16 protein-coding genes and 1 pseudogene are annotated in these 17,681 nt (G+C 55.0%); 4 read left to right on the plus strand and 13 right to left on the minus strand.

Translation table 11 applies throughout. The features are described 5' to 3' along the window. The first annotated feature begins 64 nt into the window (after positions 1–64). Positions 65–1,063 (plus strand): GlxA family transcriptional regulator, encoded by a 999-nt coding sequence (locus ACFQW4_RS01860; protein WP_377723424.1) that lies wholly within the window; start codon positions 65–67, stop codon positions 1,061–1,063. 79 nt (positions 1,064–1,142) lie between these two features. Next, positions 1,143–2,360 (plus strand): MFS transporter, encoded by a 1,218-nt coding sequence (locus ACFQW4_RS01865; RefSeq protein WP_101761412.1) that lies wholly within the window; start codon positions 1,143–1,145, stop codon positions 2,358–2,360. Between the two features lie 11 nt (positions 2,361–2,371). Here ACFQW4_RS01865 and ACFQW4_RS01870 read toward each other — a convergent pair whose 3' ends face one another. Continuing rightward, complete coding sequence (locus ACFQW4_RS01870; RefSeq protein ID WP_217548093.1) at positions 2,372–4,312, minus strand: methyl-accepting chemotaxis protein; 1,941 nt, start codon at positions 4,310–4,312, stop codon at positions 2,372–2,374. A gap of 270 nt (positions 4,313–4,582) precedes the next feature. Between ACFQW4_RS01870 and ACFQW4_RS01875 the strand changes: the two genes are divergently transcribed. Continuing rightward, entirely contained in the window at positions 4,583–5,692 is a 1,110-nt protein-coding gene (locus tag ACFQW4_RS01875; RefSeq protein WP_354466578.1) for a Fic family protein, read from the plus strand. 42 nt (positions 5,693–5,734) lie between these two features. Here ACFQW4_RS01875 and ACFQW4_RS01880 read toward each other — a convergent pair whose 3' ends face one another. The 3 genes from ACFQW4_RS01880 to ACFQW4_RS01890 all read right to left on the minus strand — a co-directional run bounded on the left by ACFQW4_RS01880 (position 5,735) and on the right by ACFQW4_RS01890 (position 7,507). Then, entirely contained in the window at positions 5,735–6,082 is a 348-nt protein-coding gene (locus ACFQW4_RS01880; protein WP_101761409.1) for a YebG family protein, read from the minus strand. Between the two features lie 73 nt (positions 6,083–6,155). Continuing rightward, complete coding sequence (locus ACFQW4_RS01885; RefSeq protein WP_008108794.1) at positions 6,156–6,950, minus strand: SIR2 family protein; 795 nt, start codon at positions 6,948–6,950, stop codon at positions 6,156–6,158. After that, entirely contained in the window at positions 6,947–7,507 is a 561-nt protein-coding gene (locus tag ACFQW4_RS01890) for a non-canonical purine NTP pyrophosphatase (protein WP_101761408.1), read from the minus strand. The genes ACFQW4_RS01885 and ACFQW4_RS01890 overlap by 4 nt, the downstream gene beginning before the upstream one ends. Before the next feature lie 399 nt (positions 7,508–7,906). Here ACFQW4_RS01890 and ACFQW4_RS01895 point away from each other — a divergent pair, with 399 nt between their 5' ends. Then, positions 7,907–9,067, plus strand: a complete 1,161-nt coding sequence (locus tag ACFQW4_RS01895) for a bifunctional diguanylate cyclase/phosphodiesterase (RefSeq protein ID WP_225614485.1) — start codon at positions 7,907–7,909, stop codon at positions 9,065–9,067. Positions 9,068–9,119: 52 nt separating this feature from the next. Here ACFQW4_RS01895 and ACFQW4_RS01900 read toward each other — a convergent pair whose 3' ends face one another. The 9 genes and pseudogenes from ACFQW4_RS01900 to ACFQW4_RS01940 all read right to left on the minus strand — a co-directional run bounded on the left by ACFQW4_RS01900 (position 9,120) and on the right by ACFQW4_RS01940 (position 17,538). Then, positions 9,120–9,602, minus strand: coding sequence for a hypothetical protein (locus ACFQW4_RS01900; protein WP_377723427.1), 483 nt, complete (start codon positions 9,600–9,602; stop codon positions 9,120–9,122). 271 nt (positions 9,603–9,873) lie between these two features. Then, entirely contained in the window at positions 9,874–10,779 is a 906-nt protein-coding gene (locus ACFQW4_RS01905) for an ABC transporter substrate-binding protein (protein ID WP_192235003.1), read from the minus strand. Beyond that, the gene (locus ACFQW4_RS01910) at positions 10,779–11,573 is read right to left on the minus strand and encodes an amino acid ABC transporter ATP-binding protein (protein WP_377723429.1); all 795 of its coding nucleotides are present in this window, start codon (positions 11,571–11,573) and stop codon (positions 10,779–10,781) included. The genes ACFQW4_RS01905 and ACFQW4_RS01910 overlap by 1 nt, the downstream gene beginning before the upstream one ends. Then, positions 11,557–12,483 (minus strand): annotated as a pseudogene (locus ACFQW4_RS01915) (amino acid ABC transporter permease). The gene ACFQW4_RS01910 and the pseudogene ACFQW4_RS01915 overlap by 17 nt, the downstream one beginning before the upstream one ends. Positions 12,484–12,492: 9 nt before the next feature. Continuing rightward, positions 12,493–13,005, minus strand: coding sequence for a GNAT family N-acetyltransferase (locus ACFQW4_RS01920; RefSeq protein ID WP_101761402.1), 513 nt, complete (start codon positions 13,003–13,005; stop codon positions 12,493–12,495). 9 nt (positions 13,006–13,014) lie between these two features. Then, positions 13,015–13,947, minus strand: coding sequence for an ABC transporter substrate-binding protein (locus tag ACFQW4_RS01925; protein ID WP_192235005.1), 933 nt, complete (start codon positions 13,945–13,947; stop codon positions 13,015–13,017). An 18-nt stretch (positions 13,948–13,965) separates the two neighbouring features. After that, on the minus strand, positions 13,966–15,279 hold the full coding sequence (locus ACFQW4_RS01930) for an LLM class flavin-dependent oxidoreductase (protein WP_137386969.1): 1,314 nt from the start codon (positions 15,277–15,279) through the stop codon (positions 13,966–13,968). Positions 15,280–15,362: 83 nt separating this feature from the next. After that, on the minus strand, positions 15,363–16,520 hold the full coding sequence (locus tag ACFQW4_RS01935) for an amidohydrolase (RefSeq protein ID WP_377723432.1): 1,158 nt from the start codon (positions 16,518–16,520) through the stop codon (positions 15,363–15,365). Between the two features lie 22 nt (positions 16,521–16,542). Beyond that, positions 16,543–17,538 carry an MsnO8 family LLM class oxidoreductase gene (locus ACFQW4_RS01940; RefSeq protein WP_137386971.1) on the minus strand — a complete coding sequence of 332 codons (996 nt, stop codon included), beginning with the start codon at positions 17,536–17,538 and terminating at the stop codon, positions 16,543–16,545. Positions 17,539–17,681: the final 143 nt, after the last annotated feature.

Below are 17,681 nucleotides of genomic sequence, written 5' to 3' on the forward strand. Positions count from 1 at the left end.
TGTTATGGAAAGCGGCAGCGGCTAATATTGTCAAATATGACACATTAAGGGCCGTAACTGACAAATGAAAAAAACTGACGAAAGCAGCGTTGTCGCGGAGATTGGCTTGGTGATCTATCCCGATTGCCAACTCGCGGCGATATATGGCTTAACTGATATGTTCAGGATTGCTGCGGAATGGGCCGAGAATATATCGGGTGAAGAGCGCAAGCGGACGATTCGTGTCTCACATTGGCAGATCGATGCGCACAGCGATCATATGGTTTGCGTCTGGGATAGCCATCCCGATACAGCACATCGCCTGAGCCACGTGATTGCGCCGCCAAGTCTGGTGGTGCCAGCGAAAATGGTGCCCATGAAGGTGCCCGCCGACTGGATGAGTGAGCTTTATAACGCAGGCGTAACGCTCTGTTCGGTGTGCGCCGGTGCCTTTGTGCTGGCCGAAACCGGACTGATCGATCACCGTCGCGCCACCACGCACTGGGCCTTTGCGCAGACGCTGTCGGAGCGTTTTCCTGCGGTAGACGTCGCGGTGGAAAATATGGTGATTGACGATGGTGACATTATTACCGCCGGTGGGATTTTGGCGTGGACCGATTTGGGTTTAACGCTGATCGAAAAAGTGCTCGGCACCGGCACCATGCTGGCGACCTCACGCTTTTTACTGATCGACCCGCCGCGACGCGAGCAAAGCACCTATTCGGCATTTATCCCCAATTTCGATCACGGTGATAGCCAGATTCTGCGCGCGCAGCATCATCTTCATGCCCATGTCGCCGAGCAGCACAGCATTGAGAGCATGTCGGCGCTGGCAAGCATGACGCCACGTACTTTTCTGCGCCATTTCCAGAAAGCGACCGGCCTGCGGCCAACGGATTATTTGCAGCAGGCACGCATTATGAAAGCGCGCGACGCGCTGGAGCTGAGTAATCGTTCGGTCGATCAGATTGCCTGGGAGATTGGCTACAGCGACCCTTCCGCTTTCCGCAAAATTTTCCGCAAGCTCACTGGCGTCACGCCCGGCCAGTATCGGCAGCGGTTTGGTACCCGGCAACATAATTAACGCCCATCACAGCAGGAAAATTGCCGTTTTCCTGCCATGATTACGTTCGTCCCGTTCCGATTACTTGCTAAGGATTTCTATGCCACTGCGTTCGCTTCAGGCTCTGTGTCTGGTTAACTTTTTTATGGCTGACGTACGAGATGGTCTTGGGCCTTTTCTCGGCATATTTCTGACAGAACGCCACTGGAATGCAGGAGATATTGGCTGGGTGATGACCGCCGGTGGCCTTGCAGGGCTGGTTGCCACCCTGCCGGCGGGTTTAGCCACAGACGCTACTCGCCATAAACGATCGTTGTTGCTCATCGGTTCACTCCTGATCACCCTATCCACCTTGCTGCTGTGGTATTTCCATCAGGGATGGATCGTGGTTTTATCGCAGATTGTGACTGGCCTTTCCGCCGCGCTCATCGCGCCGATGTTGACGGGTATTACCCTTGGCCTGGCCGGTCCGCAAGGATTCAGCCATCAAATGGGGAGAAATGAAGCCTTCAACCACGGCGGAAATATGACAGCCGCCATTATTGCGGGTGCTTCAGTGTGGTTGTGGGGAACGGGTGCGGTGTTTGTACTCATGACGACGATGGCGCTGTGCGCAGGTGCAGCCGTGCTGGCTATTCGTCATAACGACATCGATAACCTTGCCGCGCGCGGGCTTTCTGGCAGCGAATCGGCCAGCAACGTCCCGCGTCTTTATCAGATTGCCCGTAATCCTGCCGTCATTATCACGGGAGTCACGCTGTTACTCTTCCATCTTGGCAATGCCGCGCTATTACCTATGCTGAGCCTGCGGGTGGCGGCAGCGCACAACGCAGCCATCAGCCCTGGACTTTATGCTGCCGCCACGGTGGTTATTTCACAATGTGTGATGATTCCCATGGCGCTGTATGCTGCACGTCACGCACCGCGTTTTGGCTACCCCGTGCTGATCACGGCGGCGCTGCTGGTGCTGCCATTACGTGCGTTGATTGCCTCCGCTTTTGACGGCGCTTATTTCATGATTCCGGTACAGATTCTGGATGGCGTAGCGGCGGGTCTGCTGGGCGTGGCGGTGCCGGGTTATATCGTGAAGGTGCTTGAGGGCAGCGGACATACCAATGCGGGTCAGGGTTTTATCATGCTCATGCAGGGCGTCGGCGCGGCAATGAGTCCCGCGCTGGCGGGAAACATTGCCGCAGCCTATTCCTATCGCAGTGCGTTTGCCGTGCTAGGCGCAATTGCCCTGGCGGCGCTGATCACCTGGTGGATAGGCAGCCGTTATTCAGAGAAAAACGGCGTGCCACGCTCAGCGCGTTCTTAACTGTGGCTCGATTAACTCAGCTGGAAACGCCCAACGGTGTTCGCCAGCTGCGAGGCCTGATCTTCCAGCGAACTGGCGGCGGCAGACATCTCCTGCACCAGAGCGGCGTTCTGCTGCGTGGTGCTGTCCATCTCGTTCACCGCGATGGTCACCTGGCTGATGCCGCGCGCCTGCTCATCGGAAGCAATCACGATTTCACCGATAATGGTGCGCACCGAATTCACCGCCTGCGTCATCTCCTGCATGGTCTTGCCCGCATCCTGCACCAGCTGCACGCCGCTGCCGACGCGCTGCGTGGATTCTTCAATCAGCGCGCCGATATCTTTCACCGCATTGGCGCTGCGTTGGGCCAGATTACGGACTTCCGACGCCACCACGGCAAAGCCGCGTCCTTGTTCTCCGGCACGCGCCGCTTCTACTGCGGCGTTCAGCGCCAGAATATTGGTCTGGAAGGCGATGCTATTGATGATGGCGGTGATGTCACCAATTTTCTTCGCGCTGTCGTCAATTTGCGCCATGGTTTGCACCACTTCGCCCACCAGCGTTTCACCACGGCTGGCAATGTGCGTGGCGTTGTCAGTGAGCGTTGTCGCCTGATGCGCGTTGGTAGCGTTGTGTTTCACCGTGGCAGTGATCTGCTCCATGCTGGCGGCGGTTTGCTCTAGGGCGGCAGCTTGCTGCTCGGTACGCGAGGCGAGATTAAGGTTGCCGCTGGCGATTTCACCCGCGCCCTGACGCACCGACGAACTGGCATCCTGAATCTGTCCCACGATATCGCGCAGCTGGTTTTGCATGGTATGCAGCGCATAGAACAAGCTGCTGTTATCGCGCCCTTTCAACGTGATGACGTTATCGAGTTTGCCATCGGCGACGGCCAGCGCGATGGTCGCGGCTTCCAGCGGTTCGCCACCAATCGGCTTCAGCACTTTGCGGCTGAACAGCATGCCAAGCAGCGTACACACCACCAGAATGCTGATGATCATCAGGATCACTGCGTTAATCAGTTGACGATGCGCCGCCGCCATCACCTGGCTGACCGGCGCAACCACGCCGAGATACCATTTCTGATCGCTGTTACCAATCACCACCGGCTGCCAGGTTACCAGCGCATCTTCACCCAGCAACGCATCATGATGTTCCATCACGCTGCTGCTGAAGTTATGGGTATCACCTTTCCACGGCTTGCTGGTCTGGCTTTTATCCGGATAGGAAACCACATTACCCGCGCTGGAGAGCAACATCGCATAGCCGCTGCCTTCCCACGGTTTGATTTTGTTGACCTTTTCCTGCAGCGACGCCAGCGAAATATCGGACGTCACCACGCCCCACAGTTTGCCCTGACTCACAATCGGCGCCGCTACCGAAGTCAGCAGCGTCGGCACGCCGTTGTAGGCGTAGCTGTAAGGTTCAATCAGCATATCTTTCTGACTTTTTTGCGGCAGCAGATAGTAATCGCCCTGACCTGGCGTGAAGATCGAGGTCAGCGGATGCAGGTTAAAATTGCCGGTTTGATCGCGATCGACGAAGAAGGCGTAGCGACCTTTCGGTGCCGCATTGGCTTGGGTGGCGAACTCCGCGTCACGTCCGTCGAAGGCATTCTCTTCGAAGATCACTGAGATCGACAGGTAATCGGGATTATCGCGCAGCGCCGATTCCATCAGCTTATCAGCAACTTTACGGTCCTGAATGCCCGCCGCTGGCAATGCGATCAAGCTGTGGCCGAGGTTATGCGCCACATCGCGCGCGTAGCTAAGTTCATGCTGAATTTGCAGCGCCTGGCTTTGTGCAATCTGCTGTAGATAGCTTTCGGCCAGTGACTTTTGTTCGTTACTGGATTGCCAGCTCAGCACGCCGATGGTTACGGCAAAGCCGAGTGTGATGGTTAAGGCGCCCGTCAGCAGCATCTGCGTGCGGGTGCTCATTGTTTTCTTGGGTGATGCGTGTTTGGCCATTATGGCGCTCCTGGAGTTGACACTTTTCGGTATTCAGAACCACTCCCTGTGCGCGTACATCCCTTTGAACACTCTATCGGCGCGCGGCGGTAGAACTTGATGGCAAGGTACCAAACTCCGGTGGATTGCCATTGATGGTCACCGACATTAGCTCAGCGCCAGATGCCTGCAAGCTCAGCTGGTCAATGAGCCGATTACAGACTATTATTCAGCTCACCATATGAGCCGAATAGCCGTTCTATTCAGCTCACGCGATGCAGGAGTGACTTTATGATGTGGATTTGGCAGCAGCCCGATTGGCCGCAGTTTCGCTGGCAGGAAGAGAAATTACTGCCGCGCCTGCGCCAGCTGCAGCAGCAGCGCGGCGTCTTGCTGGGCCGCGCTAGCGTGCAAGATAACAGCGATCAACAAACGCTGGATACGTTGCTCAGCAATATCCTCTCTTCCTCAGCGATTGAAGATGAGCGCGTCAACGCGCAGTCGGTACGATCGTCCCTTGCCCGCCGTTTAGGCGTTTCGCTCGATCAGCCTTACCCGGTTTCCGAACGTTCCGAAGGTTTGGCAACCATGATGATGGATGCCATCACGCAACGCGATCAGGAACTCACGTTGGTGCGTTTATGTCAGTGGCATCGCTGGTTGTTCCCCGCAAGCGAATGGACCATCAAGCGACTGAATGTCGGCACGCTGCGCGGTGATGAACCGATGCAGGTCGTTTCGGGGCGTATCGATCGGCCAACGGTACATTTCGAAGCGCCGCCGCGCGCCGGGCTGGAGGCACAGCTTGAAGAATTTATCGCGTGGTTTAATCACAGCCGCGCGGATCCGCTGCTCGACCCGCTGTTGCGCGCCGCGCTGTGCCATCTGTGGTTCGTTACGCTGCACCCGTTTGATGACGGTAATGGACGCATCACCCGCGCCCTGACCGATTTGGCGCTGGCGCAGGCGGATAGCCAGAGCATCCGCTTGTATGCCATGTCCGCATCGATTCTGGCGCAACGTGCCGATTATTACCGCATCCTGCAGCAGACGCAGTGCGGTGCGCTGGACGTCACAGATTGGCTGCTGTGGTTTTGTGATGTGCTGAATGACAGCCTTGAGCGCGCACTGGAAACCGTCACGCGCACGCAAAACAAAGCGCGCTTCTGGTTAATGCACAATGCTGCTGAGCTGAGTGCGGAGCAAACCCGCGTGCTGAATCGCTTACTGGATGGCGGTGAACAGGGATTTAACGCAGGCATCAGCGCCGGCCAGTATCAGAAGGTGGCGAAAGTGAGTAAAGCCACGGCGACGCGACATCTGACAGAACTGCTGGCGAAAGGTTGTCTGGAGAAATTACCCGGCGGCGGGCGCAGCACGCGCTACCAGATTAAACATTGATGAGTAACCAGGTGCGCATCAATGCGCACCTGACAAAACGGCTTACGCCGCTTTAACCGCGCGGACTTTCTTTTCCGGCGCTACCGCTTCCGCTTCGCTCTCGGTTTCCGCAGCGGCTTCAGGCGCTTGCGCAACCTCTTCTGCCTTTACAATATCCGGCAGCTTGCTGGTGCGCAGGATATGCTGCACCGCGTCTTTCTGTTCAGCCAACAGCAGACCCAATGCTTCGGCCTGCGCTTCACCCAACTCTGGCTGATGTTGCTGTAGCCAATCGGTAAAGGCGTCTGCCATATCGAGCATTTTGTCCCAGGCATCCGCGTCTTTTTTATTGGCAAACGTCATCTTTTCTTCACCCTTTCTGACTACAACATATTTGGTTTCGACTGCCATGATGCACCTCGATTAACTGTATTTATATACAGTATATTCTGATCAAACTTTTCCAGGCAATGACTTTCTGCTGTTAAGCCAGTAATTCTTCCAGGAACAGCGCCAACGCTTTGCGCGGATCGTCCTCTTCCGAGACGATCATCTCAATGCCCCACTGCCCTAATACCTCTTTTGCCACCGGGTTGTTGCGGTTGGTGAACAGGTACGATTTAGGACGCGCGGTGGCCAATCCGGTTCGGCCCCACATTTTTGTCAGGCGGTAGAATAACAGACGAATATTGAAATCGCTGATGCTGTAGCCCACAAACAATACCGAGTTGCCCATGACGTCGTGCGTGAGTTTGATATCCAGCGGCGAATCAAAATAGAGGCGTTCAAAGTAGCTGCTTTCATCCAGCACAATTGACGTATCGTCGTCGAAATCACCATGCAGTTTGATGATGTGGCGCTTATCTTCAGTCAACGACACCAAATCTGCCGCGTTCGCGACTTTACTGTAAGGCACGTTGTGCGCCTCATGCGCCATTTCAAGCCAGCGATCGTAATTGGTGGTGTAGATGCGTGAGAAATTGCCTTGGGTGATCATGGTATGGATTTCAGAACTGCGCACATCAATATCCGGGCGATGCCATTCGCGATCCATCCAGCTGCGCAGCGGTCCCAGCGAGCCTTTACGCTGCTTGTAATACTCCGCCAGCGACAGATGCGTGCCGTAGGTATTGAAGATTTTCGGGTCGTAGCCCAGCTCTTTAGCCAGGTGCGCAATCAGCTCATGCCATTCCGGCAGGCCAAGATTGCGTGAAATGCCTGCACCGGCGAACAGGATCAGTTTACCGGCGTCATAGGCGCGTTTTAGCTCGGGTTTCATGCCAATCCCCGCGATGTTTTCAAAAAGGTTGCGAAGCGATCCAGCGCCAGGCGACGCATCGAAATCTCATTTTTCAGCTCGCCCATTTCGGCGAAGGTTTGCGTGTGCCCTTCCGGGATAAACACGCAGTCCCATTGAAATTCGCGTGGACCAGCAGGCTCAGTGGCGATGGTGCCGCGCAGTTCGCCTTCGAACTGATACATTTTTTGCCCATCGCAATAGCCAAGCACGGTTTTTGCCGTGACGCAGGCGCTATCTAAACCGTTCACCAGTTTGGTGAAGCGCTCGGCATTCAGGCGGCTCCAGAAGATGCGCGTTAATCCGGCCGGTAAGCCGTTCAGGCCATCCAGATAGAGCCCGGTGTGTTCGACAAACAGCGGACGACCAATAATAGAGAACGCTTTGGTGAGCTTGTCGCGCACCAGTTCAACCTCATTTTCAGTCTGAATCTCTTCAATACGGCGTGCGATGGGCAGCACTTCGACACCGACCGGCTCAAGGATGGTACGCACCTCGGCCAGCTTTAGTTCATTGGCAGACAGGAATCGTATTTTCATTGCAATCAGTATGTTGAAGGTGAGTTTAAGCTCTGTAAAAGCCTTTCCGTTGGTCGTTGATTCTAGCGCGCCTATCGGGCACTGGGTAGGAACAATCTCTGATAGGAGAAAACAAAATTATGACTTTATCGATGCAAGAATCTAGAATAATTATGCGATTCAATTTAATAAATATGACAGTAAAAATGAGAACCTCAGATGATTTCTTATTTTAGCTCCAGATATTCCATGCTAAAAGATTTACCCTTCATTTTACAGGGTGATAACCCAGAAAAAAAATTGCGCTTAACTCTGCTCATTGCTGGATTTTCCAGCATCCTGGCGGGTTTTTATATGGTAGCGACGAATTTCATTAAGGGAGAAAATGGTGTTTCCGCCTTATATTGCCTGAGCACCGCGATGGGATTTTATATTGTCATTGCGGCATTCCGTGACAAGCTGAACAAACATCTCTACATCATCGTGCATGCTTTGTTACTGATCATAATGCTGTTGTTTCTGCTGGATAATGACCACAGAGTAGAAAAACACTCAGAGTACAATTATCTGGTGGCGTTAACCGTCGGCTCAGCATTGGTATTACGCCAGCAAACACCTTACTTAAGTAAAATATTCCCGTTAATCTGCCTGGTGGTTTATCTGTTTTTTATCTCGACCGGATTAACCTGGCAACATAGCGCGTTTCAGCTCAATATTCCGCATGAATCCGGCTTTTATATCGTCAACTGTGCAGTGCCGATGATCGCGCTGTTGTTAACGGCATTCACGCTGCGCGGCAACTACTCCGAAACCGATTTGATCAAACGTGAACTTTCACAAGCCATCGAAAAGAATCAGCTGGAGCTCTATTACCAGCCACAAGTCGACAGCAATAAAAAGCTGATTGGATTTGAAGCCCTGCTGCGCTGGAAGCATCCTGTTAAAGGCTTTATTTCACCCGAAGTGTTTATTCCAGTGGCCGAAAAAAGTGGCTTGATTATCGACATTGGCAAGTGGGTGATGGAACACACCTTACAGCAAATCGCCGAATGGGATCGCGGTCAGCACCTTAGTGATTTGGTGTTTTCTGTTAACATCAGTCCGCTGCAGTTAATACACCGCGATTTCACCCAGGATACCTTGTTATCGCTGTCGCATTATAAAATCCGCCCCGAACGCCTCAAGTTTGAAATTACTGAAACCACCTTTGTCTACGACCAGAAGCGTATTGGCGACGTAATCAGCCATTTTAGCCAATTAGGTGTTAAATGGGCGATTGATGACTTTGGCGTCGGCTATTCATCGCTTAAATCGATCAGCGATTTTGCCATTGATGATATTAAGATTGATAAATCATTAATCATGCAGATTTTTAAAAATGAGTCATCGGCGATTGTGGTGCAGAAAACCATCGAGTTATCGCGTGAAATGGGTCTTAATGTGCTGGCTGAAGGCATCGAGAGTGAGGAGTATTTCACCTACCTGCGCGATAAAGGCTGTCATCTGTTTCAGGGCTACCATTTCGCCCGCCCGCTGCCGCCCGCAGATGCGCAGGTATGGATCAAGAAAGCCAAAATATAACCTCCTGTTTTGCAGGGTCGCCATTTATGGCGACCGGCACACGGCATATTAACTAAAACAGCAGTTTCGCAAGTGAAAGACCCGCTCCTAAGGTTACAAATTGGGTAGTCACCATCCATTTGGTTTGTGTAATCATTGCTTTATATAAATCGACCTTTATCGCCGCAACATCCTCCCTGGTAGCGTAATTAGACTTGATCACCGCTACATCCGCTTTCACGGCAGCCACATCCTCTTTAGTCGCATAATTTGACTTGATTACCGCCACATCCGCTTTGACCGCTTCGACATCCTGTTTCGTGGCATAGTTTGACTTAATCACCGCTACGTCAGAAACCAATACGGTAACATTGCCTTCCAGACTTTTAACACGCTCTTGCATTCCTTTACCTCCGCTGGGTGGTTGTTCGCCTTGTTTGCATTTACGTTGACGGCACGCATAATTGATAACACTTTTATTTAACGGTTCAGCTAACATTATTTCACCCAATCGTTTCCATTTTTGATTGGGTAATGCAGGTTGACGGTAGGCCATATAATCAAACTTCCTTTTGCAAGGGTAAACGTTAAACACCGCACTCGCCCAAAACCCTGAACATCTTAATACCGGTTTTTTTTCACAAACATTAGTGGTTTGAATAAGAAAATAAAAATAACTGTCAAAAAAACAAAGAAGATAATCAATTAACTGAGCAAGTAACAATCTACCGACAATTTAATGTGAGCCGACCTTAAACCCAATGAAATAAAAAAAGCTCACAACTTTCACATCGTGAGCTTTCTCGCAAAATTAAGCAGAACAGAAATTACTGGTAAACAATCCCCGGCGGATTCACCTGCGAGGTTTCCACCGCCTCTTCCTGTTCGCCCCAGCGTGCCAATACTTGTTTGTACTCGCCGCTGGCAATCGCGCCATTGATCGCCTGCTGCAGTGCCACATCCAATCCATTACCTTTTTTAGTGGTCACCGCCACCCAAGCCCGGAACGGGCCGTGACCGACGATTTTGGTCTGCCCGCGCGAAGCGACTTTCCATGCTGCCAATGATTGAGGGCCAAACGTTGCATCCGCACGTCCCGAAAGCAGCGCCAGCGTGGCCGCCGCATCATCGTTGAGATAGATCGGCTGCACCGGCGCTAAGCCTTGCGCGCGGTTCTTCTCATCCCAGCTGAGTAAAATCCGCTCCTGATTGGTGCCCGAACCCACAATGATGCGCTTACCCGCCACATCTTCGCGGCCCTTAATCGCGGTTATCGCGCTGTTGGTTTTCACCGCAAAGGCGTGGTTATCCGCGCGATAAGTGGCGAAATCGAACTTCTTTTTGCGCTCTTCGGTGACGGCAATATTGAACATCGCCACGTCATACCGTCCAGCGGTAATACCCAGCGGCCAATCTTCCCACGCGGCTGGCACCAGCTTCAGCTTTAAACCCAAACTGTCCGCCAGCAGACGCGCAATATCCGGATCGCTGCCGATCAGCGTTTTATTATCCGACGCCCATAAACCGATCGGCGGCGAGTTCATCGCTGTGGTGGCGACGGTCAAATAACCCGGATTCACAAAGTGAAAACCCGCCGGAATCTTCGCGATAGCCTGGGGATTCGCGGCTATATTGATGGGCGTTTCGTTGTTTTTGGCATCCAGCGTTTCTGCTGCGATGGCTGGCGCGCCTGACATCACTGTCAGCAACGCCGCAATAATCACTCTTTCCATTAAAGTACCCGCGCCAGAAAACGTTTGGTGCGCTCGTGGCGCGGCTGATTCAGTACCTGATTACTGCTGCCCTGCTCAACAATGCGTCCATCGACCATAAACACCACGTTGTCCGCCACTTCACGCGCAAAACCGACTTCGTGCGTGACAATCACCAGCGTGGTGCCGGAACGCGCCAGTTTTTTGATCACATCCAGCACTTCACCCACCAGCTCGGGATCGAGCGCTGACGTCGGTTCATCAAATAGCATCACGCGCGGATTGAGCATCAAGGCACGCGCAATCGCGATGCGCTGCTGCTGGCCGCCCGACAAATGGCGCGGCCAGGCATCGGCTTTGTGGCGCAAACCGACCACATTCAGCAGCTCACCGGCACGATCAATCGCTTCACGGCGAGACAGTTGACGATGCGCAATCGGCGCTTCAATCAGATTCTCCAGCACCGTCAGATGCGGGAACAGATTGAAGTTCTGGAACACGTAGCCAACGTTGATGCGCTGACGCAGAATTGCCTGCTCTTTCAGCTCATACAGCTTGTCGCCGCGACGCTGATAACCGATGTAATCGCCATCGATCTGGATATAGCCTTCATCAACGCGCTCCAGATGGTTAATGGTGCGCAGCAGCGTCGATTTGCCCGAGCCAGACGGCCCGAGAATCACCGTCACCGATCCTGGTTCCAGCTCCAGTGAAACATCATCCAGCGCTTTCAGTTTGCCGAACGACTTGCTCACGCCGGTAATGCTAATGGCGCCAGCGGTATGCAGATTGCGGTAATCAATGGCTTCGGACATGGGAAAGCTCCTCGGTTGCAGGTTTGGCGCTGCGGTTACGCCATTGACGCCAGCGCGACGGCTGCGGTTCACGGGTGACACTGCGCGCCAGCCAGCGCTCAACGCTGTGCTGCAACAGTGACAGAACGGTGGTGATGATCAGATACCAAGCCGCGCCGACCATCAGCAGCGGAATCACCTGCTGTGTGCGGTTGTAGATCATCTGAATGGTGTAAAACAGTTCCGGCATAGCCAGCACGTAAACCATTGAGGTGCCTTTGGCGAGGCTGATGATTTCATTAAAAGTGGTAGGAATAATCGCGCGCAGCGCCTGTGGCAGAATGATGCGGAAGGTACGGCGCGTGGAGGATAATCCCAGCGCCGAAGCCGCTTCAAACTGGCCGTGATCGACACCCAAAAAGCCGCCGCGAATGATCTCAGCACTATAAGCGCTCTGCACCAGCGTCAAACCAATCACCGCCGCCGGGAACTGGCCGAGCACGTTGATGGTCTGGAAATGGCCCCACGACAGCGCGGTAAACGGAATGCCCAGCGACAGCGTGTCGTACAGATAGGAGAAGTTGTAGAGGATGATCAGCACCACGATCAGCGGCAGCGAGCGGAACAGCCAGATATAGCCAAACGCCAGCGTACTCAGCAGCCAGGATGACGAGAGGCGCGCCAGCGCCAGCAAACCGCCAAAAATCAGGCTGAGTATGGTGCCAAACAGCGTCAGCAGCAGCGTTTGCCCCAAACCGCTGAGGATCACCGGATCAAAAAACCATTTGGCGAACACGCCCCATTCCTAGCGCGGATTGAACGCAACCGAATCAATCACGCTGGCCAGAATAAACAGCGCGACAATCGCGCCGACGGTACGTGCCGGATATCGCGCCGGCACCACGGTTAAACGTTGTGGTTCATTACGCATTACAACTCCTTAGCTGGCCTGCGCCACGCTATGTACATCAATCACTTTCAGGAAGCGCAAGCGTCCATCGTGTGGCGGCTGGCTGTAGACTTCCATATCCTCCAGCAGCTCAAACTGCGGCTGATAACCGTGGCCGATATACAACTTCACCGCTTCTGGCTGGCGGAAACCGGTGGTGAGAAACACGCGCTGATAGCCCGCACGCAGCGCACGGCGCTCCAGTTCCTGCAGGATCAGCAGCGCCAATCCCTGACGACGCAGATCGCTGCGCGTCCAGATGCGTTTAAACTCAGCGGTCACCTCGTCGTAGGGTTTATACGCGCCCATCGCGATGATCTCGCCGTCACGCTCCAGCACGATAAACAGCCCGCGCGGCGGTAAATACCATTCGGTCAGCTCCACCTCTTTTTGGCTGGTGAAGAACGCGCCGTAGCGCGCGGTATATTCACCAAACAGTCCGGTCAAAATCGGTTGCAGCTCAGGCGCTTCCGGTGATACTTCGCGGAACAGTTGCTCGCTCATGCGGCCTCCTTAATCGCCCAATCCGGCCGGATTGATCTCTGAACTGTCGATACGCTCCACGCCTTCACCCCAGCGCTTCAGCACCTTGTCGTAATCGCCGTTCTTGATCACGCCATTCAGCGCGGTGTTGATCGGCTGCACTAAACCGCCATCTTTCTTCACCGTCACCGCGATGTGCGCCGCCTTCGGCCAGCCGCCATCGACGCTGCCAACCAAACGCGTCTGCTTGGTCAGCGCCGCTTTCCAGGCGCCAATTACGTTCGGACCAAAGTAGGCATCGGCGCGACCTGACTGCAGCGCCAGCGTTTGGGCCGCATCGTCTTTGGTATACACCGGCGTAAACGGCTTCAACCCTTTGGCCTGATTCTCTTTATCCCAGGCCAGCAGGATCGATTCCTGATTGGTGCCAGAGCCGACGATAATACGCAGTCCGGCAATATCTTCGGCTTTGGTCAGCGACGTAATTGGACTGCTGGATTTGACGTAAAAACCGAGTGAATCTTTGCGATAGGTGGCGAAATCGAAGCGTTCTTTGCGCTCTTTAGTGACGGTCACGTTACTGATCGCCGCATCGTATTTGCCCGATGCCACGCCCAGCGGCCAGTCTTCCCATGACGTTGGCACCACGTTGAGTTTCAGACCCAGGCTGTCGGCGACTAAGCGGGCGATATCCACTTCGCTGCCGAGCAGGGTTTTGTTGTCATCACTGAATACAGTTAATGGCGGCGAATTCAGCGCGGCGACCGCTACGGTGAACGAACCCGGCACGGCAAAGCGATGTCCAGCCGGGATCTGCGCCACTGCGGCGTCATTTTTCGCGGTATTGATCGGCGTTTTGTTGGCTTCAACACTGATGTTTTGACCGTTAACCGCCACATCTTCGGCGAATACGGCGCTGCTCATGCCCAGCAACAACAGCGCAATAAGGGATTTTTTCTGCATAGCGTTTATTCTCGAGTTTTATTTTTGTGTGTATTGGTTAACCGGATCTTTCAGACCAAAGCTGGCGCGCAGCGTGGTTCCGGGGTATTCGCTGCGGGTCAAACCTCGCGCTTGCAGAATCGGTACCACGCGATCGACAAAGCGTTCGAAGGTATCTGGCGTGCCGCCCTGAATGATAAAGCCATCGGTCGCTTCGCTCTCAAACCACAGCTGCAAACCGTCGGCCACCTGCTCTGGCGTGCCGTGGAACAGCGGACGCGGCGTCGCGGCTTCCAGCGCCGCCTGGCGCAGCGTGTGGCCATGCTCGCGCGCCTTGCGTTTGATTTCGTCGGTGGTGCTGCGGAAGCTGTTTTGCCCGATATCGCCGAGTTCCGGGAACGGCTCATCCAGCGAATATTGTGAGAAGTCGTGATGATCGAAGAAGCGACCGAGATAGTTGAGCGCATCTTTGATGGAAACCAGCGCGGCGGTGGTTTGATACTGCTGCTCCACATCTTCCGCACTGTCGCCAACAATCACGCCAACGCCCTGGAAAATGTGCAGATCGCCCGGTTCGCGGCCGTTCGCCACCAGCTGTTTTTTCACATCGCGGTAGAACGCCTGCGCCTCTTCGCGCGTCGGCTGATGGGTAAAGATGGCGTCGGCGTGTTTAGCGGCCAGCTTGCGGCCATCTTCCGATGCGCCCGCCTGGAACACCACCGGACGTCCTTGCGGCGTGCGTTCGATATTCAGCGGCCCTTGCACCTGGAAGAAATCACCGTGGTGATTCAGCGTGTGCAGCTTCTCAGGATCAAAGAACTGGCCGCTCTCTTTATTACGCACGAAAGCGTCGCCTTCCCACGAATCCCACAGCCCTTTCACCACTTGCAGATACTCATCAGCGATGCGGTAGCGCAGCGCGTGTTCCGGATGCTGCTGGCGCGAGAAGTTCTTCGCCGAACCTTCCAGCGGCGAGGTCACCACGTTCCAGCCCGCGCGACCGCCGCTCAGATGATCGAGGCTGGCAAACTGCCGCGCCACGGTGAACGGCTCACTGTATGAGGTGGAAACCGTGCCGACCAAACCAAGATGTTCGGTGACGCCCGCCAGCGCCGACAGCAAGGTCAGCGGCTCGAAGCGATTGAGGAAGTGGGGAATCGATTTTTCGTTAATAAACAGGCCATCGGCAACAAACAGGAAATCCAGCTTGCCCGCTTCCGCCTTGCGCGCAATGTGTTTGGCGTAATCAAAATTGATGCTGGCATCGGCCAGCGCCGCCGGATGACGCCACGCGGACATATTGCCGGACGCGCCATGCAGAATGGTGCCCAATCGCAGTTGTCTTGCAGTCATAATGTTCTCTCTTTTGCCAGGGCGCAGCCTGACGGCGACATGCCTGTCGCCGTGCAGAACCGGAATTAAACGGGTGAATCGCGTTAGTTCAGAATGGCGTCACGACATCGCGCGTTGAGGTGCTGCAGCGCTTGCTGAGCCAGTTGCGTAAAGTAGTGTGCAGCGGGGGCAATCAGCGCTTCATCAGGATTGAAGCCGCCATGATGCAGACCAAATTCGCTCGCGCTGCCAATGCTGACAAACGCGCCGGGGATCTGCTGTAAGTAGTAAGCGAAATCTTCGCCGCCGAGATGTAACTCAGCGGTCTGCACGCGGTAGCCCACCTGCTGCGCCACGTTGCTGGCAAACTGCGCCCAGCGCGCATCGTTCTCCAGCACCGGCGGACCCGGATGCCAGCTAAAGGTGGCGCTGGCTCCGTTGGCGGCGGCGATATTCTCCACCAGCGTGCGGGCGCGCTGCTCCAGCTCCGCGCGCACCTGTTTGTCGTGGGTGCGCACCGTGCCGCCAAATTCGGCCTCACCGGGCAGTACGTTCCAGGTTTTGCCAGCGTCGATACGCGTCACGCTGAGCACTAAGCTGTCCAGCGTATTGAAGCTGCGGCTGGTGAGCGATTGCAGCGCCTGAATAATCTGGCTGGCGACCACAATGCTGTCCACGCCCTCTTCCGGATGCGCGGCATGCGCGCCTTTGCCGGAAACGCGCACGATAAATTTATCCGCATTGGCGTAAAACGCGCCGCCGCGTGTGGCGAAGGTGCCGGTCGGCAAACCGGGTTCATTGTGCATGCCGAAAATCGCCTGCACACCGTCCAGCACGCCCGCATTGATCAACTGGCGTGCGCCGGTGGCGTTCTCTTCCGCCGGTTGGAACAGAATACGGATGCGGCCCGGCAAGTGATCTTCAACGGCTTTCAGCTGCAAGGCCGCGCCCAGCATCACGGCGCTGTGAACATCGTGGCCGCAGGCGTGCATTACGCCGCTGTTGCGCGAGCGGTAAGTGAGTCCGGTGGCTTCGTGAATCGGTAACGCATCGATATCGGCGCGCAGCGCAATCAGCGTGTCCCCGTGCCCCACTTCCACGATTACGCCGGTTTCCAGCGGATAATCCAGCAGACGCAAACCGGCGTCCTGTAACCAGCGGCTTAGGCGCGCGGTGGTCTCGACTTCGCGGCCGGATAACTCCGGCCAGCTGTGCAGCTCACGTCGCCAGTCAATCAGCTGATGTTCGCTAAATTGCGTCATACCTGCCTCCGGAAGCAGCGAATCATGCGGTGACTAAACGGTGAGTGGCCAACAGTTCGAGTGATTTCACGCGCGCCTGCTCTTCAGCCACCGGCGTATCAATCACGAACTCTTCAATGCCGAAATTCTGATGCAGCGCATCCAGCTTGGCATGCACCTGCGCGGCGGTGCCTTTCAGCAGCGATGGCGTGCGCGGTTCAATCACGTAATCGGTATAACCGCCCTGACGCACATAACGTTCGGCCTGCTCGACGCTGCCGACGTTAACGCTGGGGCCATCTTTCACGCTGACGTGGTAAACGCGCAGGTTATCCACCAGCAGATCGGCTTCCGCCGGCGAGTCCGCCACCACCACTTGCACCGCCACCAGCGCGCGCTGGCCGTTGCTGTGCTGGCGATAGCTGTTAAGGACTTTTTCCATCAGTTGCGGATCGCCGTTGTGATGCGCCGCAAACACCAGCTGCCAGCCGAGTTCCGCCGCCAGTTTGGCGCTCTCTTCGCTGGCACCCAGCAGGAAGCGATTGGCCGGACGCGGCGGCTGCGGCGTGGCGCGCAGAATCTCTTCATCGCCCACTGGCGGCACTTGCAACCAGCTATCCAGCAGCGTCAACTGCTCGGCGAAGCTGCCTTTCTCCTGCAGATGCACGCCGAGCTGCAACGCACGCGTTGAGAGCGGCAAGCCGCCCGGCGCTTTACCAACACCAACGTCAATGCGGCCCGGCGCTAAGGACGCCAGCAAGTTGAAGTTTTCCGCCACTTTGTACGGGCTGTAATGTTGCAGCATCACGCCGCCGGAGCCGACGCGAATATGTTGTGTCTGGCCGATGATCCAGGCGATCAGCAGTTCCGGCGACGGACTCGCCAGACGATCGGTATTGTGGTGTTCCGCTAACCAGAAACGGTGATAGCCCCAGGCTTCCGCCTGCTGCGCCAGCTGTAACGTGCGGTGTAGCGCGTGGCTGGCTGTCTCTCCGTCGGCAATCGGCGATTTATCCAGCAAACTCAGTCGGTATGACATGCGCCTTATCCTTTTCGTCATGAATATGGCGAGTAGTTTGTGGCGGAGAAGGCGGATTCGTAAAACATGATATTGTCGTATCTATATTTACTTTATGCATATCAGGGAGATAGATTGGACCATGTGGTTTAAACTCCTTTGAA

It is taken from the genome of Pantoea sp. GCM10028869 (assembly GCF_042666835.1).
Classification (GTDB): domain Bacteria; phylum Pseudomonadota; class Gammaproteobacteria; order Enterobacterales; family Enterobacteriaceae; genus Pantoea; species Pantoea leporis.